This is a genomic window from Desulfospira joergensenii DSM 10085, assembly GCF_000420085.1.
GTDB classification, from domain to species: domain Bacteria; phylum Desulfobacterota; class Desulfobacteria; order Desulfobacterales; family Desulfobacteraceae; genus Desulfospira; species Desulfospira joergensenii.
Genome location: NZ_ATUG01000002.1, coordinates 2,221,357 through 2,238,632 on the forward strand (window position 1 = coordinate 2,221,357; position 17,276 = coordinate 2,238,632).

A 17,276-nucleotide genomic window follows, 5' to 3' on the forward strand; every position below is an offset into this window, starting at 1 on the left:
TCCTCTTCAGATCGGTCTATTTAAGAAGAGATCTCATTAAAATATATAAGGAGTATTATGAAGTACGATGTCATTATCGTGGGCGGCGGGCCTGCGGGGCTATTTGCGGCCTATCACCTGAAAGAGCATTCAGACCTGAAGGTTCTTCTCATTGAAAAGGGAAAAGACTCCCTGAAGCGGAAATGCCCCAATCACAACCTTCAAAAGTGCACCCAGTGCATTCCGTGCAACATCCTGTCCGGTATCGGCGGGGCAGGTCTTTATTCCGACGGCAAACTCAATTTCATCCCCAGGCTGGGCAAGACCGATCTGACCCAGTTCATGTCCGGAACAGCGGCCCAGGCTCTCATTGACGAGACAGAGGGGATTTTCACCCGGTTCAAGATGGACGGCCCGGTTTTTCCCACCAATCTGGACGAGGCCAGACAGATCCGGAAGGATGCCAAGCGCTTCGGCATTGATCTCTTGCTCATCAAGCAGAAGCACCTGGGATCGGACAATCTGCCCGGGTATATTGGGGGCATGGCAGATTATCTCCGGGACAAGGGCCTTGAAATCAGGCTTGAGGAAGAGGTCAGGGACATCCTTGAGCAGGACGGCCGGATCCGGGGGGTGGTCACGGAAAAGGGGGAATATGAAGCCCCCAACGTGATCCTGGCCCCTGGACGGATCGGGGCCAACTGGGTGGCGGGAGTCGCCCAGAAGCACGGGATTGGCTTAAGCCAGAGGGGCATCGAAGTCGGGATCAGGGTGGAGGTCCACAACGATATCATGGATGATCTGTGCAATGTGATCTATGACCCGACATTTTTCATCCAGACCCAGACCTATGACGACCAGACCCGGACCTTCTGCACCAACCAGGGCGGATTTATCTCCCTGGAAAACTACAAGGACTTTGTCTGCGTCAACGGCCATGCCTATTCGGGCAGAAAATCCTCCAACACCAACTTTGCCTTTCTCTCCAAGGTGGTGCTCACCGAGCCCGTGACCGACAACCAGGCCTATGGCGAGTCCATTGGAAAACTGGCCACCATCATCGGAGGGGGCAAGCCCATTCTCCAGCGGTTCGGGGATCTGAAACGGGGTCGGCGGTCCACCTGGAACCGGATATCCAAGGGATATATCGAGCCCACCATGACCAACGTGGTCTGCGGGGACATTGCCATGGCCCTTCCCGAGCGGATCCTGTCAAATCTGATCGAGGGACTGGAGACCCTCAACTGTGTGGTTCCGGGGGTGTCCAATGATGAGACCCTGCTCTACGCCCCGGAGATCAAGTTCTTTGCCACCCAGATCGAAACCTCCAGCCACCTGGAAACGGCCATAAAAGGAATGTACGTGGCCGGAGACGGACCGGGCGTGGCCGGGAACATCGTGTCTGCCGCTGCCACCGGATTGATTCCGGCCAAGCGCATTATTGAGATGCAATAAATTGCATCTCAAATGAATAATGGAGAATTAAGAATTAACAATTGAGGATGCTGGGCGCGCCAGTTTTAACTATGTTGCAGGTCAGGGTACGAGCAATATCGAATTCCCTGACTATTCCTGAACCTTCCGTCGGTTGCACTTGTTCAGCAACTTTTTTCATGACAGCTCGGTCCATCGCTGCTCTCAAAATAAAATTCCGATTCACCTCGGGCGGAGCAAAGATTTTGCGCTCATTCTCGAAAATCCTCCATGATTCTCTCCGAGGAGGGATCCAGTCTACTGGGTTGTGCTGCCGCCCGAAGGAATCCAATCCGGAAAAACCTTGCTCCATCCTTGGGTTTGACAGGGAAAGTCCAATAACAGATATGGAGTGCGATGAATTGAGGCGTGAAAAGACCCATCATGCCAGTATGGAATTTTTTTGCATTACTTGCATGCCTTGTGGAAATCATTCGACAGGATCAGTAATATAAAATTTATAGCTGCAATTTCAGCCCGAAACCTATGTGTGGGCGTTGGAGATTCGGATCTGCACAACGACCTCTGCATCTTGAAAAGTCAATCGAAATTGTGTTCCGTTTTGTTGTGGCGGAATCTCCGTTATTTTTAAACAAATGATTTGAAAATATGAGAGATTGGTCATCAAACAGCTACTCTAAAAGCACCATGCTGTACCAGCAAGGAAGAAGTCCGCCTTTTTCATCGAACTCCACTTTCAGCCCAAGGGATTCGACTGTTTTTCCGATATCTATACCATAGGCATCCATTGATGGTCTTGCCATCTGGGGATGCCGGCAGGGCTCCGGATAGGCACATTCTTCACACCAGACACATAGCGCCATGGCAAAGGCCATCATGCAATTGTGTGCAATCATGGCCTCTTTTTCCATTTTCACTGTGATTTCCTGGCCTTCATAAGGGTCAGTGGTTTTAATGATAATGGCCTTGCTGTATTGATCAAAAGCGTCTTGAAATATTTCCGGAGAAAGTTCCAGATTGGGTGGGCAGGTCCAGTATCTGCCCCATCTATTGCAGCCGAACCTGCATTTCAGAAAAGAGCGGGAATCAAATACAATGGCAGCCGTATCAATGATTTTTGCTTCTGATGCACCCAGTGCAAGAGCTTTTTTTACAAGGGATTTAAACCCGGATTTCATAATGATGCCTTCTGTTTTTCTATGATGTTTTTATACTGTAAGCCTTCGATAAAGGGCCGGCAACAGGGTCGGTAACAATTCAATTTTTTGCAGGACAATGGATTCGGTCTGGGGTGAAATCATTCGAAGGTAGTCGCTGCCCTTCTGGTCGGAAGTAATGATAAAAGGATGAATGTTTTTGCTGCGGGCTTCCTGAAACGCTTTTTTCGTGTCAGATATGGCATATTCCAGATGGCCGTATTCCAGGTCATAAGGCCGCCCGTCAGTGAGGATAACCAATATTTTAACTGCTGTTGTTACTTCCTCCAGTTTATGAGTTGCGTGGCGCACCACAGCTCCCATACGGGTCAGTCCATGGGGTTCTAAATTCCCCAGTCGATACTGGACGGTTTCATCATAGGGATCTTTAAAGTTTTTTACTCTAAACAGATCCACCCGGAAACGACCTTCAGTGCTGAATCCGTATATGGCATAAGGATCACCAAGGGCTTCAAGGGCTTCAGCCATGATCGCCATGGCCTCTTTTTGAATATCGATCACCCTGCGTCCATTTATCTCTTCACCGGTTGAGCCGCTCAAGTCCACAAGAAAAAATGCCGACACATCACGGATTCTCTTGTCTCGGCGGATATAAACATTTTCCGACATGCCCGCTCCGGATCGCATATCTGTCAGAGCCTTCACCAGGGCATCGAGATCAAGCGAATCGCCAGTGGGCTGTTCCCTGTATTTTCGAAACGTTTCCGGCTTTAGTTTCATGAATTGTTTGCGGATTAGCCGGATAATACCCCGCAGCCGTTCCTGGGTCTCCAGAACAAAGGTGTTGGGATTCTCCCTGGCAATTCTTTGTCTGACCTGACACCATTCAAGCTTATAATCGGCAATTTCCCTGTCCCATTCCTTGTAAAAAAAGATCCTGACAGTTTCCTGAAGCTCTTCAGGGTCCGGAGATGTGAATTCGATCTGGTCAAGCATTTCACTCAGCAGTTTCCATAGAGCATCCGGTTCTCCTTCACCGCCTGCGATCAATGACTCCAAAAGCCCTTCCAACAGCTCAGGCGGAATATCTTCGTATTCTTCAATCGCTTTTTCTTTAACCCATGAAATCGTCTCATCGGTTTCTTTCATGAGGTCAAAGAGGATGTCACCCCACCACGGCTTGGTCGTTGGGGCTTTTCTGCCGAGCCGGTTGGAATCCCGGTCGATCTTAAAGTCATCTGATAATTTTTTCATTTCAAGCGCAAGACCGGGCAATTGTTTGATCAGGCGTTCATCAGCATCAAGGTGTATTTGAACCGGGTCAGAGATAGTCGTTCCATCCACGCTGACATACGAATCTCCCTGGAGTATCATGGCCTGGTGCAGTGCCATGAGCTTGAACAATTCGAAACTTGATGCCATTTCCGGCAAATATATGTTCCGGCCGTCAGTGGCAGCAGCACCGGTAAACCCCTTACAGCCAAGCAGAGAGGCATTTGAACGGAGTTTGACCGGTTTGCCTGTAAGTGCTTCGCAGATAATGGACAGGATGTTTCGCTTGTTTTTCAATGCCACACCGGGGATGAGAATATCACTGGTTTGTTTTGCTCTTAAGGAAGTACCGTTGAAATAATTGATTCGTTCTTTTTCCGACGTACACTCTTCAATCCCTCTGTTTACCCATGAAATGGTTTGATTTTCACTCAAGAGCGAACATGCCTGATTGCCTTGCTGGATAAATCCCAGGGCTGCATCCACTGAAGTCATGGATATCCGAATTGCCTGGTCAAGGAAAGAACGCCACCTCTCAAGTGGATATCCGCAGTTTGCGTCTGATGACTCAACAAAATAGGCATTAACCGCTTTCCGGAGCCTTTTTTTGTCTATAGCTGTTTTAAAAGCCTCCAATCCCTGTTGCCCCCAGGTAATCAGATCCTGTGGGGCATCAAAGTTTTTTACGGCCTCCGGGGTTCGGTTGAAAAAGGTTATGGCAGCATCAATATCATACGTAGTCAAGTGAACAGCGATTCTCGTCCATTTCAAGATCAGGTTGATGTCAGAGGGAATTTTGACAACCGCTGTAAAAAAGGGCAGAACCAGTGACCAGTTCAACCGGCAGAGCATCTCTGCTTCTGAGAGGATAACGGTTTTATCCTTTGTTTTTTCAATGGCCTTTATCTCTTTTTCAACCCCTGCCAGAAACTTTGCAGCAGTCTGGGGCCGCAGGTGGGACACTGACCTCATGGCGGCATTAAAGGTTTTCTCTCCGGAACGGCTCATCCGGATCTGTCTTTGGGCCTTGTCTTGGGAAATCATAAAATTCAGAAAATTCCAGCAATGATTTCAGTAATCGCTTCCTGGATTTCATCGTCATCTGTCATTGCCCGGGTAACGGCAGCCTCGCAGGCGACCAGGGGCGGTATGCCGTCTGAAATAAGCCGGCCTGCATAAACCAGAAGCCGGGTGCTGATGCCCTCTTCAAGCCCTTGCTGTCGAAGGTTGCGCACCATTTTTCCAAGTTTGACAAGCCGTTCTGCCGTATTTTCATCCACCTGGCCTTCCTCAATGATAATGGTCTGCTCTTCCCTGGAAGGCGGATAAGTAAAATCGATGGCTACAAACCGTTGCCGGGTGGAGTGTTTGAGATCCTTCATCACACTTTGGTAGCCTGGGTTATAAGACATGACAATGAGAAAGTCAGGATGGGATTCCAAGAGCAGCCCTCTTTTTTCCTGGGGAAGTATCCGCCGGTTGTCTGTGAGGGGATGGATCACGACAGTAGTGTCTTTTCGGGCCTCCACAGCCTCATCAAGGTAGCAGATTGCGCCATATTTGACCGCCAGGCTCAAAGGACCATCCTGCCAGACGGTCTGGTTATCCTGCAGCAGGTAACGTCCCACAAGATCCGAAGCGGTTAAATCTTCATGGCAGGCAATGGTAACCAGCGGGCGGGACAGTTTCCAGGCCATGAATTCTAAAAACCGGGTTTTACCGCAACCGGTGGGGCCTTTTAATAAAACGGGCAGTTTGAGCCGGTATGCGGATTCAAAAAGGCTTATTTCATCCCCCGTGGAGACATAAAACGGTTCTGTTGTGATGTGATAATCTTCAATTTTAATGCCATTAAAATCTGGCTTGGGAGGAGTTTTCAGTTGAATATCCTGCATGCGGTTTCCAGTATTATTATTCATATTAATCTCAGCATATTTTATGCTATTTTTATATCTGCTTCAGGCGTTGCCTGTGCAGCCGACCTGTCCGTTTCCCCATGGGACGGACAGGGCAGTTCAATCAAACGTTTGCCGATTTATTTTGAGCCCGGAGATTTTTTCAATTTCCGGGCTCAAAATTGTATTGGGTTTAATACCTGCCGTATTGTTCGACTGCTTCCATCATAGCGATAGCATTTAACAGCGAACCGTTGGGAGGGAATTCACATCCTGTTGCAAGGATAAACCCACCATCTTTTCCCAGTTCCTCTATCTGCTTTTTACACTCTATTTTCATGTTTTCCGGTGTTCCGAGGAAGGCATGAGTGGCAGGGCTTACATAGCCGCACAAGGTGGTTTTTTTGCCCCATTTTTCTTTCAAATCCGCCATTGTTTCACAATCATCGGATTCATATGCAAAAGAGATGGCCACAGGCTCCATGGCTTCAATCTGAGCATCAAAATAGATGCCGTTGCCGCAATTGTGAACCATTACCATCATGTCATTGGCACGGATTTCATCTGCAATTATTTTGGCGAATTTTGCTTCCATTTTTTGCCACATTTTTTTGCTCATGATCGACTGGGATGCAAATAGGGTGTCAAGAACAATGGCGTGAACGCCTGTTTTGGCATAGGCCTTTATGTAGTCGACCAATACCTCTGTGATGATTTCTTCCGCAGCAATCACCGCTTCCGGGTGTTTGTAACAGTCCTTGAACAAATTTTCAGCACCGCGCATCATATTCAAAATCCCAAGAGGACCGTATATAAATCCCATTACAGCAGTATCTTTTGCCTTTTCGTTGCAGACAATATCCATATATTTGAGGGCATGCTGCATTCTGGGAGCTTTTGCAACATCTATCCGTTCAACTTTCGAGTAGTCATCCGGAGAATTGATAAAATGGTTATCATAATTTGGATGGGCTGTATCCTCAATGGGGTAAACCATTTCCTGGCCGAAATCAGCCGCTTCAACAGAAAGATCAACCAAACCGAGAATGCCGTCAAATCCGATGAGATCGTGGGCCTGAATCATGCTTTTAGCGGCCAGTTCGCCATCCATTGTCCATTCATCATAAGTGATCCCATAGACCCTCCTGGAGGCGCCACAGAGGAGGGGAGCAGCAGGAACTCGATCCGGGATACCGCCCTGAAGTACTGTTCCGATTCTTTCCAGTGATGTCATTGTCATGATCTTTCTCCTTTCTTTTCGATTGCGACCCTAAGGTCATTATTCTGACAAACTTCGTTCTTTCTGTTTTGTTGACAGTATCTGTTGTGCGATTGCCTCTATGCCTGAATTGTTTTTCCGACCAAGCAGAAACAGATTTTTTTCTGATAAATTCAGTGTTCTGCAAATTTTTTCCGCCGTTGCAGCATCTATCCGGTCGATTCGGCTCAAAACCAGGATATCCGCGTTTTGAATCTGCCCATGCAGCAGGCTTGGCCTTTCTTCCCATTGAAATGAAAAGGTGGGCCCGTCAATCAGTGTTATAAATGGGCCAATTTCGTATCGGATATCTCTTAACCCCATTTTAAGAACGTCCTGGAGTTCTTTGGTTTCAATCATTTCAGACGGTTCAAGAAAGAGGAAATCTGGATCAATGATTCTCTTGATCTTCTTTTTCAATCCGACCAGACCGGCGGCCAGGGAACAGCCGATTCAGCCTCCGCGCAGGTACTCCACAGATATCTGCCGGCCGTTGATATCACCGTCTTCATATCCTGCTTTCCCATCTTCATTTACAATAACGGAACAGCTTTTACCGCGGGCGGCAAAGTGGGTCATCAATGCCTTGATCGTTGTTGTTTTACCGCTGCTATATGTTCCTGCTATGCTGATAACTCTCATTTGTTTACCCTGAATAATTTCAGTTATTCTTCTTTGGATAACTGGTCTTCAAGTTGTTTGATGTAGTCTTTTTTCGATGTGACAAAATCAAATTCATCAAAATAGGTGTGTTCTTTTTTCTTCACGACGGCAACACCATATTTTTGGGTGATGTCATGAAGGCCGTCCAGAGTGGTCTTTTTAACCGCATCTTCTTTTATTCCCTGAATGATGCTGTTAATGGCTATATATAAATCCTTTACAGCGTGATCGATTTTGCCGGTGGAGAAAGCCCCATGACTGACACCGATAGTATCGGCCTTGACCGTTCCGGCTTCCGTTCTGATATGGGATTTGATATGGCCAATGCACCGGGCACCTGCAGCCATGCTCTTCTGCGCAATGGACACCATGATTTCTTCGGCCATTGTTTTTACGAAAACACTGTCCATGGGTGTCGTGCGGCTTAACTTGGCTGCAACACCATACCCACTGACACCATGCTCGGTATAGCATCCGTGTTCTGTGTTGTTTTCTGAGTTCATGTGGTTACTCCTTCCAGTCTATGATCCGTTGAGACAGCTGTTTGATACCCAGGTTCTTGAAGGATGACAGATGGACAATATCTGCCGTGGTATTAAATTTGCGGATACGTTCTGCGGAATCCTCTGCCTCTGCAGCATCGACAGCATCAACTTTGCTGATGGCGAGAATATCGGCATCCTTTATCTGGGTGGTAACCAGTTGTCCGAGCATGTCCATATCCAGCAGTTCGGCAGGCCGGGTGGCGTCAAACAAGACAATCGCAGGGCCCATGGAAAGTTTTGCATCCCGTCTTCCCATTTTTGCCGCCAGTTTCACCTGGTGCGGCACTGCAACACCAGTGGGTTCAACCAGGACATGATCCGGTTTAAAGGCTCTATAGAGCCCGGAGAGTGTTTTGGCAAAGGTTGTGGCGACCTCACAACAGATACATCCTCCGCCAATATCTTTAACCTGCATGTCGCTTTCTTCCATGATTTTACCGTCAACCGGGATTTCACCAATTTCGTTAACCACCAGCGCAATCTTTCTTTCATTGTTGCCTCTCAATACTTGTGAAAGTTTCAATAAAAAGGTTGTTTTACCGCACCCCAGGAAACCGGCTATTTGGGTAATTTTCATTGGATGTCCTTTTATTTTTGTTGATTTGAAGATGCGAATCGAGGAAATGTGTTGTCCTTAAAAAATCGAGGGCTTCATCGATGGTTATCGGTATGTTTATTGGACCATCAGGGTCGTCTAGTAAGCGTTGGAACATTTTTGTCAATATAGGAGGTTCCAGCCTGGATTTGTTTAATAGTTTTTCATCGGTCAAGATACTCCGGGCGGACCCGTCCGCTACTATTTTCCCATCGTCAAGAATAATGATTCGCCGGGCAATTCGGGCAGCAAGGTTCATATCGTGAGTGACAATGATAAAGGTATACCCATGGTGTGTGTTTAAATGACGCAGATGATGGATGAATTGGCGCATGGAAGCAGGATCCAGGCTTGCAGAAGGTTCGTCAAGGAGCAGCAGCGGCGGTTTCATGGCAATCAAACCTGCCAGCCCAACCCGTTTCATCTGGCCGCAACTCAACCGGTGAATCGGTCGGTCAGCCAGATCAGAGACCTCCATGAGTTCCATGGCGGTATCTGCCAATTTCGTTACTACCTCAGGGCTATGGTTCAGGTTTCGGGGACCATAGCTGACATCTTCCCGGACATGGGTACAAAAAAGCTGATTGTCAGGATCCTGGCAGAGAAAACCGACATGGTGGAAGGTCTTTTTACGCATTTTTTTATCCAGCAGTTCCCCTTCCAGATATATGTCACCGCTGGTGGGTATTTCGATCCCGCTTAACAGTTTGAGCAGTGTTGTTTTTCCTGCACCATTTGGGCCGCAAAGGACAACCACCTCTTTCTTATGAACTGAAAAAGTTATATCCTGCAAAATTGACGAATCTCCAATAGCATGGTTTAAATGAGAACAGTTGACAACCTGGGAGGTCGGGTTTTTATATTCAGGTGTGATGTTGCATTGATTCGGGCATTCTTCATTGGGAGACGCCTGGTCATCAAAACTGTTTTTTTCCTCAATACTTGAAGATTCTCCACGACTGACCATGGCTTCCTGTATTCGGACGGCCCTGTCATAGGCTCTCAGCAGCACTTGCGCCAGAATTCTGCCGGTGGTTTGAAGAGCGCGGCCATAGTTTTGGAAACCGCCCCTTGTCCGGGCGGAGCACTTCATTTTGTTGAATTCTCGCATCAGCAATGACATATAGCGATAGCCCATGGCAATGGTGTCAAGGAAAATAGCGGGTACCTGAAACCATTTTAACGCGTTCAAGAGTGTGTTAAAGGGGGTTGTCAGGAAGATTGCGGCCATCCAGGACATATCACAGATGACACGTGCGCCTGCAGAAAGTCCGAGATCAAAACCTTCCTTGTAAAATGTGACGGGTCCAAGGTTAAACAGGGGTGTTGTCCCGAAACCGATAGTGAAGCCTCCGATCACAATAAAAGTTGACCAGGCGGGGATAATAAAGAAAACCAAAAAAAGACGGACAGGGATACGCGACCAGACGGCCAATGATGTTCCAATAAGAAATAATATAAGAGAGAGTTGTATTTCAGCAAAATATATATTCAGTGTGACAGCGCTGATTAACAGGGATAGTTTGATACGCGCATCTACAAGGTGCAGCCCGTTAGGGTTAAGGCTCTCATGGTAGTCTTGTATGTGCGTATCAATTGTTTTATGCAAAGGTAATATCCTTATTTCTGTTCGATCTTATTTTCAAGCCTCCCTGCATCCCGGTTTAATCATTTCTCATTATTCTTTTCCCACCGATAAGGTGCCACCATCGGCCGAGAATGAATCCACAAATACCACCTGCTGTCAGCAGGAGTGCATTCCACAAATCTCCCATGGCTTCAATGTCGATATACGGATCTTTTGGAATAATTCCGGCTTTTTCAGCCAGTGTCTCATTGACGGATTCATCTATTCCGGAGAATGGATTTTGTGGTTGTTGATTTACATTCACGGAAGGATTCTGAAGGGGCATGGTTTTTTTTTGATCATGGGTTGCAACAGCATTATCAGCAGGCTGTATCCAGAGAGATAGGGCCAAAAAAATAGACAGCAGCATTCTTTTTTTTATTTGTCCGGATCGTTCAGGCAAAGGATTTACAACACCAAGATCAATCAGGACTTCTGATCGTTGTTTGTATATATACCGTAAAGCGAGTCCGGTAATTATCATTTCACCGAAAGCAATGGGCAATTGGGTCGGAAGATATGCAGCGTAAATGGCCATCAAATAGCCGCTTAACGAATATTGAGGAGCAGGGGCCGCCGTCAATTCTCCAGACAGAATCAGGCCGGAAACCGCATACACCATCACATCACCGATAAGACCCCCGGCAAATCCGGCAAACCATAGAGGAAGGCCCATTTTCCTGATTATGCGAAAAGATCCCCAGCCCCCTATGCAGCCAAAAAGGCCAAGGGCGACTACGTTCGCCCCCCAAGTGCCAAATCCGCCATGGGCAAAAAAAGCAGCCTGGAGCAACAAGCTGCCTCCTGTTAAGGCAATGGCGATCGCCGGGCCAAATAAAATCGCAATGAATGGTGTCCCGCACGGATGTGAGCATGTCCCGGTAAAGGCTGGAATGGGCAATAAGGAAACGAAAAAAATTACTGCGCCCGCCATCCCTAAAAGTGGTTTTTTATCCGGATGATCAGCAGCGAAGCGCTTCATTTTTCTTGTGCCGTACCAGACCAATGCCAGGCCTGCTCCGGAGTAGCCGATGGCACTTCCCCCGCTGATAATGCCTTCTGCTATGTGCATACGCCTCCTAGTGCTTGATAGTTGCAGGTGTTAACTCAATGAGAATCCATTCCTTGATAACGGGTTTAACAATTGACTGTAATGTCTTAGCTCAACGATGAATTAAATTTAGTTAACCCAATATCGGTTTTAATTTAAGTTCAATTCAATTAAGTTCAGTTCAATCTTTGTGCCACAATACGGGTGTAATTGTAACTATCTGTAATGCTATTGAATATATATTTTTACGCTGAATGAATCAAAAAGATTTCAGGAGGAATGCCGGGGCCGGTTGGCCCCACGAAATAAAAGAAAAGTTCATGAGATAGTTGGTTTAAACGCTTTTTAAGTGGACGGGGTCAAACGGGGACGGATGGGGTTTTTCCACCCCATGGGCTTTCATTTTTTTAAAAAGCGTTTTCCGGTTTATATTGAGCATTGAAGCGCTCTTAATGCGGCTCCAATTGTTCTTCTCAAGTGTGGCAAGGATGAGATTTTTTTCGTGAAGATCCATGGCCTGTTTGAGTGTCACGGGCTTATGAGCCTCGCTATGTGCCGGCATAGCGGTTTCCTCTGACGGGCTTTCAACTTTACCATATCCGAAATCAAGCCGCTTGAGAGATATGAACCGATGGAGTACATTCTGAAGCTCCCTGATATTACCGGGCCAGTCATAGGTGCTGAGCGAAGCGATGACATCAGCAGTGAAGAGATGGCCTTTTTTGTCTTCCAGGTTATTTTCCTGCAGAAAATGGTGGATCAAAAGCGGAATGTCTTCTTTTCGTTCCCTGAGCGGCGGCAAATCCAGGGGGATGATGTGCACCCGGTAAAAAAAATCCTTGCGCATCTTGCCTTCATTCACCTGTTTCAGGAGATCACGATTTGTGGCTGCAATAATCCGGACATCCGGTTTTATGACTTCGGTGCTGCCGACAGGGGTATAGCCATTGCCTTCAATCGCCCTCAAAAGTTTTACCTGCATATGCAGTCCGAGTTCTCCTATCTCATCTAAAAACAATGTGCCCTTGTCAGCCTTATCCATATGGCCGGGCCGGTCTGAGTAGGCTCCGGTAAATGCACCTTTTTTGCTGCCGAAGAATTCGCTTTCCAGCAAATGATCCGGTATTGCGCCGCAATTGACGGAAACAAAAGGCCCATTCTGACGATTACTTATGTCATGAATAGCACGGGAGACAAGTTCTTTGCCGGTTCCAGACTCTCCATAGACAATCACGTTGGCCTCTGAAGTGCCGGCTTCTATGATATGATTGTAAACCTCCTGCATAATGGAACTCTTGCCTACAATTTGTCCGAAACCATACCTTTTCTGCATGCCGGATTTGAGAAGGATGTTTTCACGCCAGAGGCTGGCCTGTTGCTCCTTAAGGCGTTTTTCAGCCTTTTTTGACTCGGTAACATCAAAAAAAGAGGCAATGCATCTTTTTTGCCCGGGAAGTATCCCGAGTTTAATGGCAATATCTTTTTCCAGCCCCTTCTGGTCAACAAACTTACACTCATACTCAAACGGTGCATCCACTGAACGCCTGGTGCACAATTTTTGAAAACTCTTCAGATCAAGCGTGTTTTCTTTGGAGATAAGTTTGGAAAACTTGATTTGATTTTCCACATCCTGTCTCGGATATCCGGAGAACTGTTCAAATTTGAGATTGGCCATGGAAATGGTCATGTCTTCTTCAATTATCACGGAAGGCGATCCTGCATACTCAAAAACACTTCTGTATTTCATCTCACTTTCCCGCAGATTATCTTCTATCTGCTTTCTCCGGATAATGTTCCACATTCCTTCCATGAGCAAAATCACCTGACGCACATCAGATGGATCGTAAGGATCTTTTTTGTTGCCAACTCCAGCAAGCATCACTATACGGCCTTGATCAAAAATCGGAACATTCATGTAGCGCAGGATATTCACATGTCCTTCGGGCTGTCCTCTTTTGTGTGTGTTCGGCTCCTTGTAATCATTTATTATGATGGATTTTCGCTGCCGGATCGCTTCACCCCACAGGCCCATATCATCTAAATGATAGGTTTTCTGCTTGTGCTTGATTTTGCAGTTTCTGATGACCATTTTTGACCAGGAGTACATCTGTACTATCTTCTCATCCTCATTGACAAAGGCACAATACCCCACCTTGCTGCTTGTCAGTTCAATGGCTTTTTCAAGTGCGTGTCCGGTGATCTCGTTCAATGGCATGCCAGTCATCTGATTCAAATCAAGAAGGGCATTGAGTCGGGACTCATTGAGTCTGAATGTTCCAAGGGCACGTTTCTTCCGGGTGACATCAGAAATAGTCCCTGTAAACAGAGCCTTTTTTTTGTCGTCTACAACTGGCTGTCCTTCTTCTGGCTGTCCTTCTTCGCGAACCCAGATGAGCCTTCCATCCGCGTGGGATATTCGGTATTCAACACTATATGCCTTGCCCTGTCTTGTTCGGTTAAGGATGGTTTTTTTTCTGATTTCCCGATCATCCGGATGAACAATACTGGTGTAATCGTGGGGAGTATCGCCGGAAAAATAAGAAAGAGAGTAACCGGAAATATAGTTTATACCATTATTGAAAAATTCAACTTTCCAGACCGGATTGCCGGAACATCGGTAGAGGGCCACCGGGATTTTCTGCACCAAGGATAACAATTCATGATCAGTCATCGGCTTACTCCTGTTTCGAATTTTTTTTTGTTTCATCCGGTTTAATTGGTGCGTTTGGTTTAGGACTGAAATCGCAACATTAGGATAGGAGAATGCTTTTTGTCAAGACTTCTATGAATTTCTGAATTCTTATCGGATCAGGTTAATATGCTGAAAATATAAAACATATCTTGAAAAAACACCCTGAGAATCATCTTGGGTTAACTTTTTTGACCCCAAAAACATCATTATAAGAAACAGGGCACGCGCCAATAGACACTATATCCAAAATTGTATCTGGCACCATAGGATAGGGCATTTTGGGGGAAGCAAAGGCCTCCGGCTTTTTTTGAAATCAAATGCTTTTGAATGTTACCGTGCAATTGTGTCCGGACCACGATATATCAAAGCTTGGGATAAGATTCATATTGGCTCTGCGAATCTATTTTGCACGAAGCCAGCATACCATGCCCTCTGGGTTTGACCCAAAGCCTGGCTCCCCGGATCAGGATTTTTACCGATAATATCTGCCTCAAAGAAGTGGAGCATGTCGCTCCTAAAATCAAAATCGGCTATGAACCGTTTTTCATGGAATTTGAAGGTGGATTCCGTGTGTAGAAAAATGGCGGTTGCATAGAAATTTGCAGGCTCATTCTCTTTGAAGAAACTGCTTAAACTTTTATGGAAAGTCAGTAAAATTTCAGAGCGCAGCCAGGTCACATAAACTGTGTCTTTTGACTTTGGTCTTTTCGCTTTCAGCTAGGCTTATCCCCTGCCTATTCTTCAGGATAATAAATGGCACAGGCATCATCCGACTCCCAGGCCATGACCCGGGAGACCGTGACATTTTCGGCTATTTTCTCTTTTGCGCCCCTGTTAAGAAGGTCCTGGACCCTGCGGGCGATATAAACGGCGATGCGCTCGGAAGTGGGTTGCTTGCCCTCAAACATCTCAAGCTCGTTGAGGAACTTATGGTCCAGCTCCTTGTCCACCACCTGGCGTACGGCTCTTTTGATGTCACCGAAATCCGCCAGTACACCGGCGGAGTTCAGTTTGTCTCCCTTTACACAGACTTCCACATACCAGTTGTGGCCGTGGAGGTTCTCGCATTTCTGGCCCACCATGGTCAGTTGATGGGCCCCTGCAAACCGGGTCTTTACCTTGAGTTCAAACATGGTTCCGCCTTGATGAAGATCTAAATATTTTTAAACAGGTTTTTCAGCTTGTTGGATATCTTATTGGCGTCTGCCTTGTCAAATTCCAATAAAAGATCTTTCTGCTTCTGGCTCAGCTTGGTCGGGGTTTTGACAATGACTTTTATGATCTGGTCCCCCCGCTTGCCGGTTCTCAGGGAGGCAATCCCCTGGCCCCTGAGTGTGAAGCTGTCACCATACTGGGTTCCCTTGGGGATCTGGAATTTTTCCTCTCCCACCAGGGTGGGGATGCTGATCTCATCTCCCAGGGCCGCCTGGACAAAGGAGATATCAATGGCACAGATAATATCGGTGTTGTCCCGCTGGAAAAATTTATGGGGCTTGACATTAATGACCACGTAGAGGTCTCCTGGAGGTCCGCCGGAAGAGGGGGATGCCTCTCCTTCACCGGTAAGTCTGAGTTTGGATCCCACATCCACACCGGCCGGAATCTTTACCTGGACCTTCCGGGTGATCTCCACCCGTCCGGCTCCCCGGCATTTGGGGCAGGGGTTGGGAATCAGGGTACCCCGGCCCTTGCAATAGGGACAGGTGGTCTTGACCTTGAAAAACCCCTGGCTCTGGATGAACTGGCCCGAGCCGTGGCAATGGGAACAGGTCTCCGAACTTGTGCCTTCCCGGCATCCGGATCCGCTGCACTCGCCACAGGTATCCAGTTTGGGAATGGAAATGGTCTTTTCCGTTCCAAATGCGGCTTCCATGAAATCAATGCTCATGTTGTACCGAAGGTCAGAGCCCCGCTGAACCCGGTTGCCCCGTCCTCCTCTGGATCCGCCGAATCCGAAAAAATCCTCAAAGATATCACCGAAACTGGAGAAGATATCCTCAAATCCGGAAGGCCCTGAGTGACCGGCGCCTTCAAGACCCTGATGGCCGAATTGATCGTAAATCTGGCGCTTGCTGTCGTTGGACAGAACCTCATAGGCTTCCGAGGCTTCCTTGAAGCGGTCCTCGGCCTCTTTGTTGTCCGGGTTCTTATCCGGATGAAATTTTATGGCAAGTTTCCGATAGGCTTTTTTCAGTTCCAGTTTATCGGCCTCCCGGGTCACCCCGAGGATTTCATAATAGTCGCGTTTTTCTGTCATATCCTACTCTATTTCATTCATGCCGGTTTGGATTGTAATCCGGTCTGCATTATGGTATTTTGCCAAGCTGCCGTTATCAAGAACCTGGTACTTGATAAATAATTTAAACTAATTCTAAAATTCAGGTTGTCAACGATGAAGAAAGAACTTGATTTTGTCAAGGATATGTTTGACAAAATTGCTCCCAGGTATGATTTTCTGAACCGTCTGCTCAGTCTCCGGCAGGATATATTCTGGCGGACCCAGATGGTGAAGGCGGCAGGGCTTGCACCGGACAGCCGGATCCTGGATGTGGCCTGCGGTACCTGTGATGTGGCCCTGGAAGCTTTTTCCCGGCTCAGGGGCAGGGCAAGCGTTGTTGGGGTGGACTTTTCCCTGGGCATGCTCCATCTGGGCAAAACCAAGATCAGCGGAACAAAAGGGATCGCACTGGTCAACGGGGATGCCCTGAATCTCTCTTTTAGACCCGACACCTTTGATGCTGTTTTCATTGCCTTTGGCATCCGGAACATCATGGACCGGAAGGGTGCGGTGGAAGAATTTTACAAGGTCCTCAAACCGGGAGGGCGTCTGGCTGTCCTGGAACTGAGCACCCCGGAAAAGGGAATTCTGCGCCGGATCTACCTGGCCTATTTCCGGAAGATCCTGCCCATGATCGGATCTCTTTTTTCAAAGGATGACCATGCCTATTCCTATCTGCCGGAATCCGTTCTGAAATTTCCCTCTGCCGTCGACTTTTCCAAGACAATAAAGGCTGCAGGGTTCCGGGATATCCGGTTCAGACCGATGAGCCTGGGTATTGTCACCCTGTTCGTGGGGATACGGCAATGAATTCCGTTCAAATGCTTCGG

The 17,276-nt window shown here is 47.3% G+C and carries 14 protein-coding genes; 2 read left to right on the plus strand and 12 right to left on the minus strand.

The window, feature by feature from the left end; all coding sequences use genetic code 11:
• The first annotated feature begins 54 nt into the window (after nucleotides 1-54).
• On the plus strand, nucleotides 55-1,434 hold the full coding sequence (locus tag F608_RS0123175) for an NAD(P)/FAD-dependent oxidoreductase (RefSeq protein WP_279615103.1): 1,380 nt from the start codon (nucleotides 55-57) through the stop codon (nucleotides 1,432-1,434).
• Nucleotides 1,435-2,084: 650 nt separating this feature from the next.
• Here F608_RS0123175 and F608_RS0123185 read toward each other — a convergent pair.
• The 12 genes from F608_RS0123185 to dnaJ form a co-directional block, all read right to left on the minus strand.
• Nucleotides 2,085-2,591, minus strand: coding sequence for a DUF2284 domain-containing protein (locus tag F608_RS0123185; RefSeq protein WP_022668109.1), 507 nt, complete (start codon nucleotides 2,589-2,591; stop codon nucleotides 2,085-2,087).
• A gap of 30 nt (nucleotides 2,592-2,621) precedes the next feature.
• Nucleotides 2,622-4,886, minus strand: a complete 2,265-nt coding sequence (locus F608_RS0123190; protein ID WP_022668110.1) for a nitric oxide reductase activation protein NorD — start codon at nucleotides 4,884-4,886, stop codon at nucleotides 2,622-2,624.
• A gap of 5 nt (nucleotides 4,887-4,891) precedes the next feature.
• Nucleotides 4,892-5,761, minus strand: coding sequence for a CbbQ/NirQ/NorQ/GpvN family protein (locus tag F608_RS0123195; protein WP_244154318.1), 870 nt, complete (start codon nucleotides 5,759-5,761; stop codon nucleotides 4,892-4,894).
• A 169-nt stretch (nucleotides 5,762-5,930) separates the two neighbouring features.
• Entirely contained in the window at nucleotides 5,931-6,977 is a 1,047-nt protein-coding gene (locus F608_RS0123200) for a uroporphyrinogen decarboxylase family protein (RefSeq protein ID WP_022668113.1), read from the minus strand.
• A gap of 39 nt (nucleotides 6,978-7,016) precedes the next feature.
• Nucleotides 7,017-7,637, minus strand: coding sequence for a CobW-related selenoprotein (locus F608_RS37215; protein WP_255616202.1), 621 nt, complete (start codon nucleotides 7,635-7,637; stop codon nucleotides 7,017-7,019).
• A 23-nt stretch (nucleotides 7,638-7,660) separates the two neighbouring features.
• Nucleotides 7,661-8,161: a hypothetical protein gene (locus tag F608_RS0123215; protein ID WP_022668116.1), complete on the minus strand. Its 501-nt coding sequence runs from the start codon at nucleotides 8,159-8,161 to the stop codon at nucleotides 7,661-7,663.
• A 4-nt stretch (nucleotides 8,162-8,165) separates the two neighbouring features.
• Nucleotides 8,166-8,780, minus strand: a complete 615-nt coding sequence (locus tag F608_RS0123220) for a CobW family GTP-binding protein (RefSeq protein ID WP_022668117.1) — start codon at nucleotides 8,778-8,780, stop codon at nucleotides 8,166-8,168.
• The gene (gene cbiQ, locus F608_RS35290; RefSeq protein ID WP_022668119.1) at nucleotides 8,740-10,407 is read right to left on the minus strand and encodes a cobalt ECF transporter T component CbiQ; all 1,668 of its coding nucleotides are present in this window, start codon (nucleotides 10,405-10,407) and stop codon (nucleotides 8,740-8,742) included. Before cbiQ ends, F608_RS0123220 begins: the two co-directional genes overlap by 41 nt.
• Nucleotides 10,408-10,462: 55 nt before the next feature.
• Nucleotides 10,463-11,497, minus strand: a complete 1,035-nt coding sequence (locus F608_RS35295) for an energy-coupling factor ABC transporter permease (protein WP_022668120.1) — start codon at nucleotides 11,495-11,497, stop codon at nucleotides 10,463-10,465.
• Between the two features lie 313 nt (nucleotides 11,498-11,810).
• Nucleotides 11,811-14,147 carry a sigma-54-dependent Fis family transcriptional regulator gene (locus F608_RS35300; RefSeq protein WP_022668121.1) on the minus strand — a complete coding sequence of 779 codons (2,337 nt, stop codon included), beginning with the start codon at nucleotides 14,145-14,147 and terminating at the stop codon, nucleotides 11,811-11,813.
• A 755-nt stretch (nucleotides 14,148-14,902) separates the two neighbouring features.
• Nucleotides 14,903-15,301 (minus strand): 6-carboxytetrahydropterin synthase QueD, encoded by a 399-nt coding sequence (gene queD / locus F608_RS0123245; RefSeq protein WP_022668124.1) that lies wholly within the window; start codon nucleotides 15,299-15,301, stop codon nucleotides 14,903-14,905.
• 20 nt (nucleotides 15,302-15,321) lie between these two features.
• Nucleotides 15,322-16,425: a molecular chaperone DnaJ gene (gene dnaJ, locus F608_RS0123250; protein ID WP_022668125.1), complete on the minus strand. Its 1,104-nt coding sequence runs from the start codon at nucleotides 16,423-16,425 to the stop codon at nucleotides 15,322-15,324.
• A 135-nt stretch (nucleotides 16,426-16,560) separates the two neighbouring features.
• Here dnaJ and ubiE point away from each other — a divergent pair, with 135 nt between their 5' ends.
• Complete coding sequence (gene ubiE / locus F608_RS0123255; RefSeq protein WP_022668126.1) at nucleotides 16,561-17,256, plus strand: bifunctional demethylmenaquinone methyltransferase/2-methoxy-6-polyprenyl-1,4-benzoquinol methylase UbiE; 696 nt, start codon at nucleotides 16,561-16,563, stop codon at nucleotides 17,254-17,256.
• Nucleotides 17,257-17,276 lie beyond the last annotated feature (20 nt).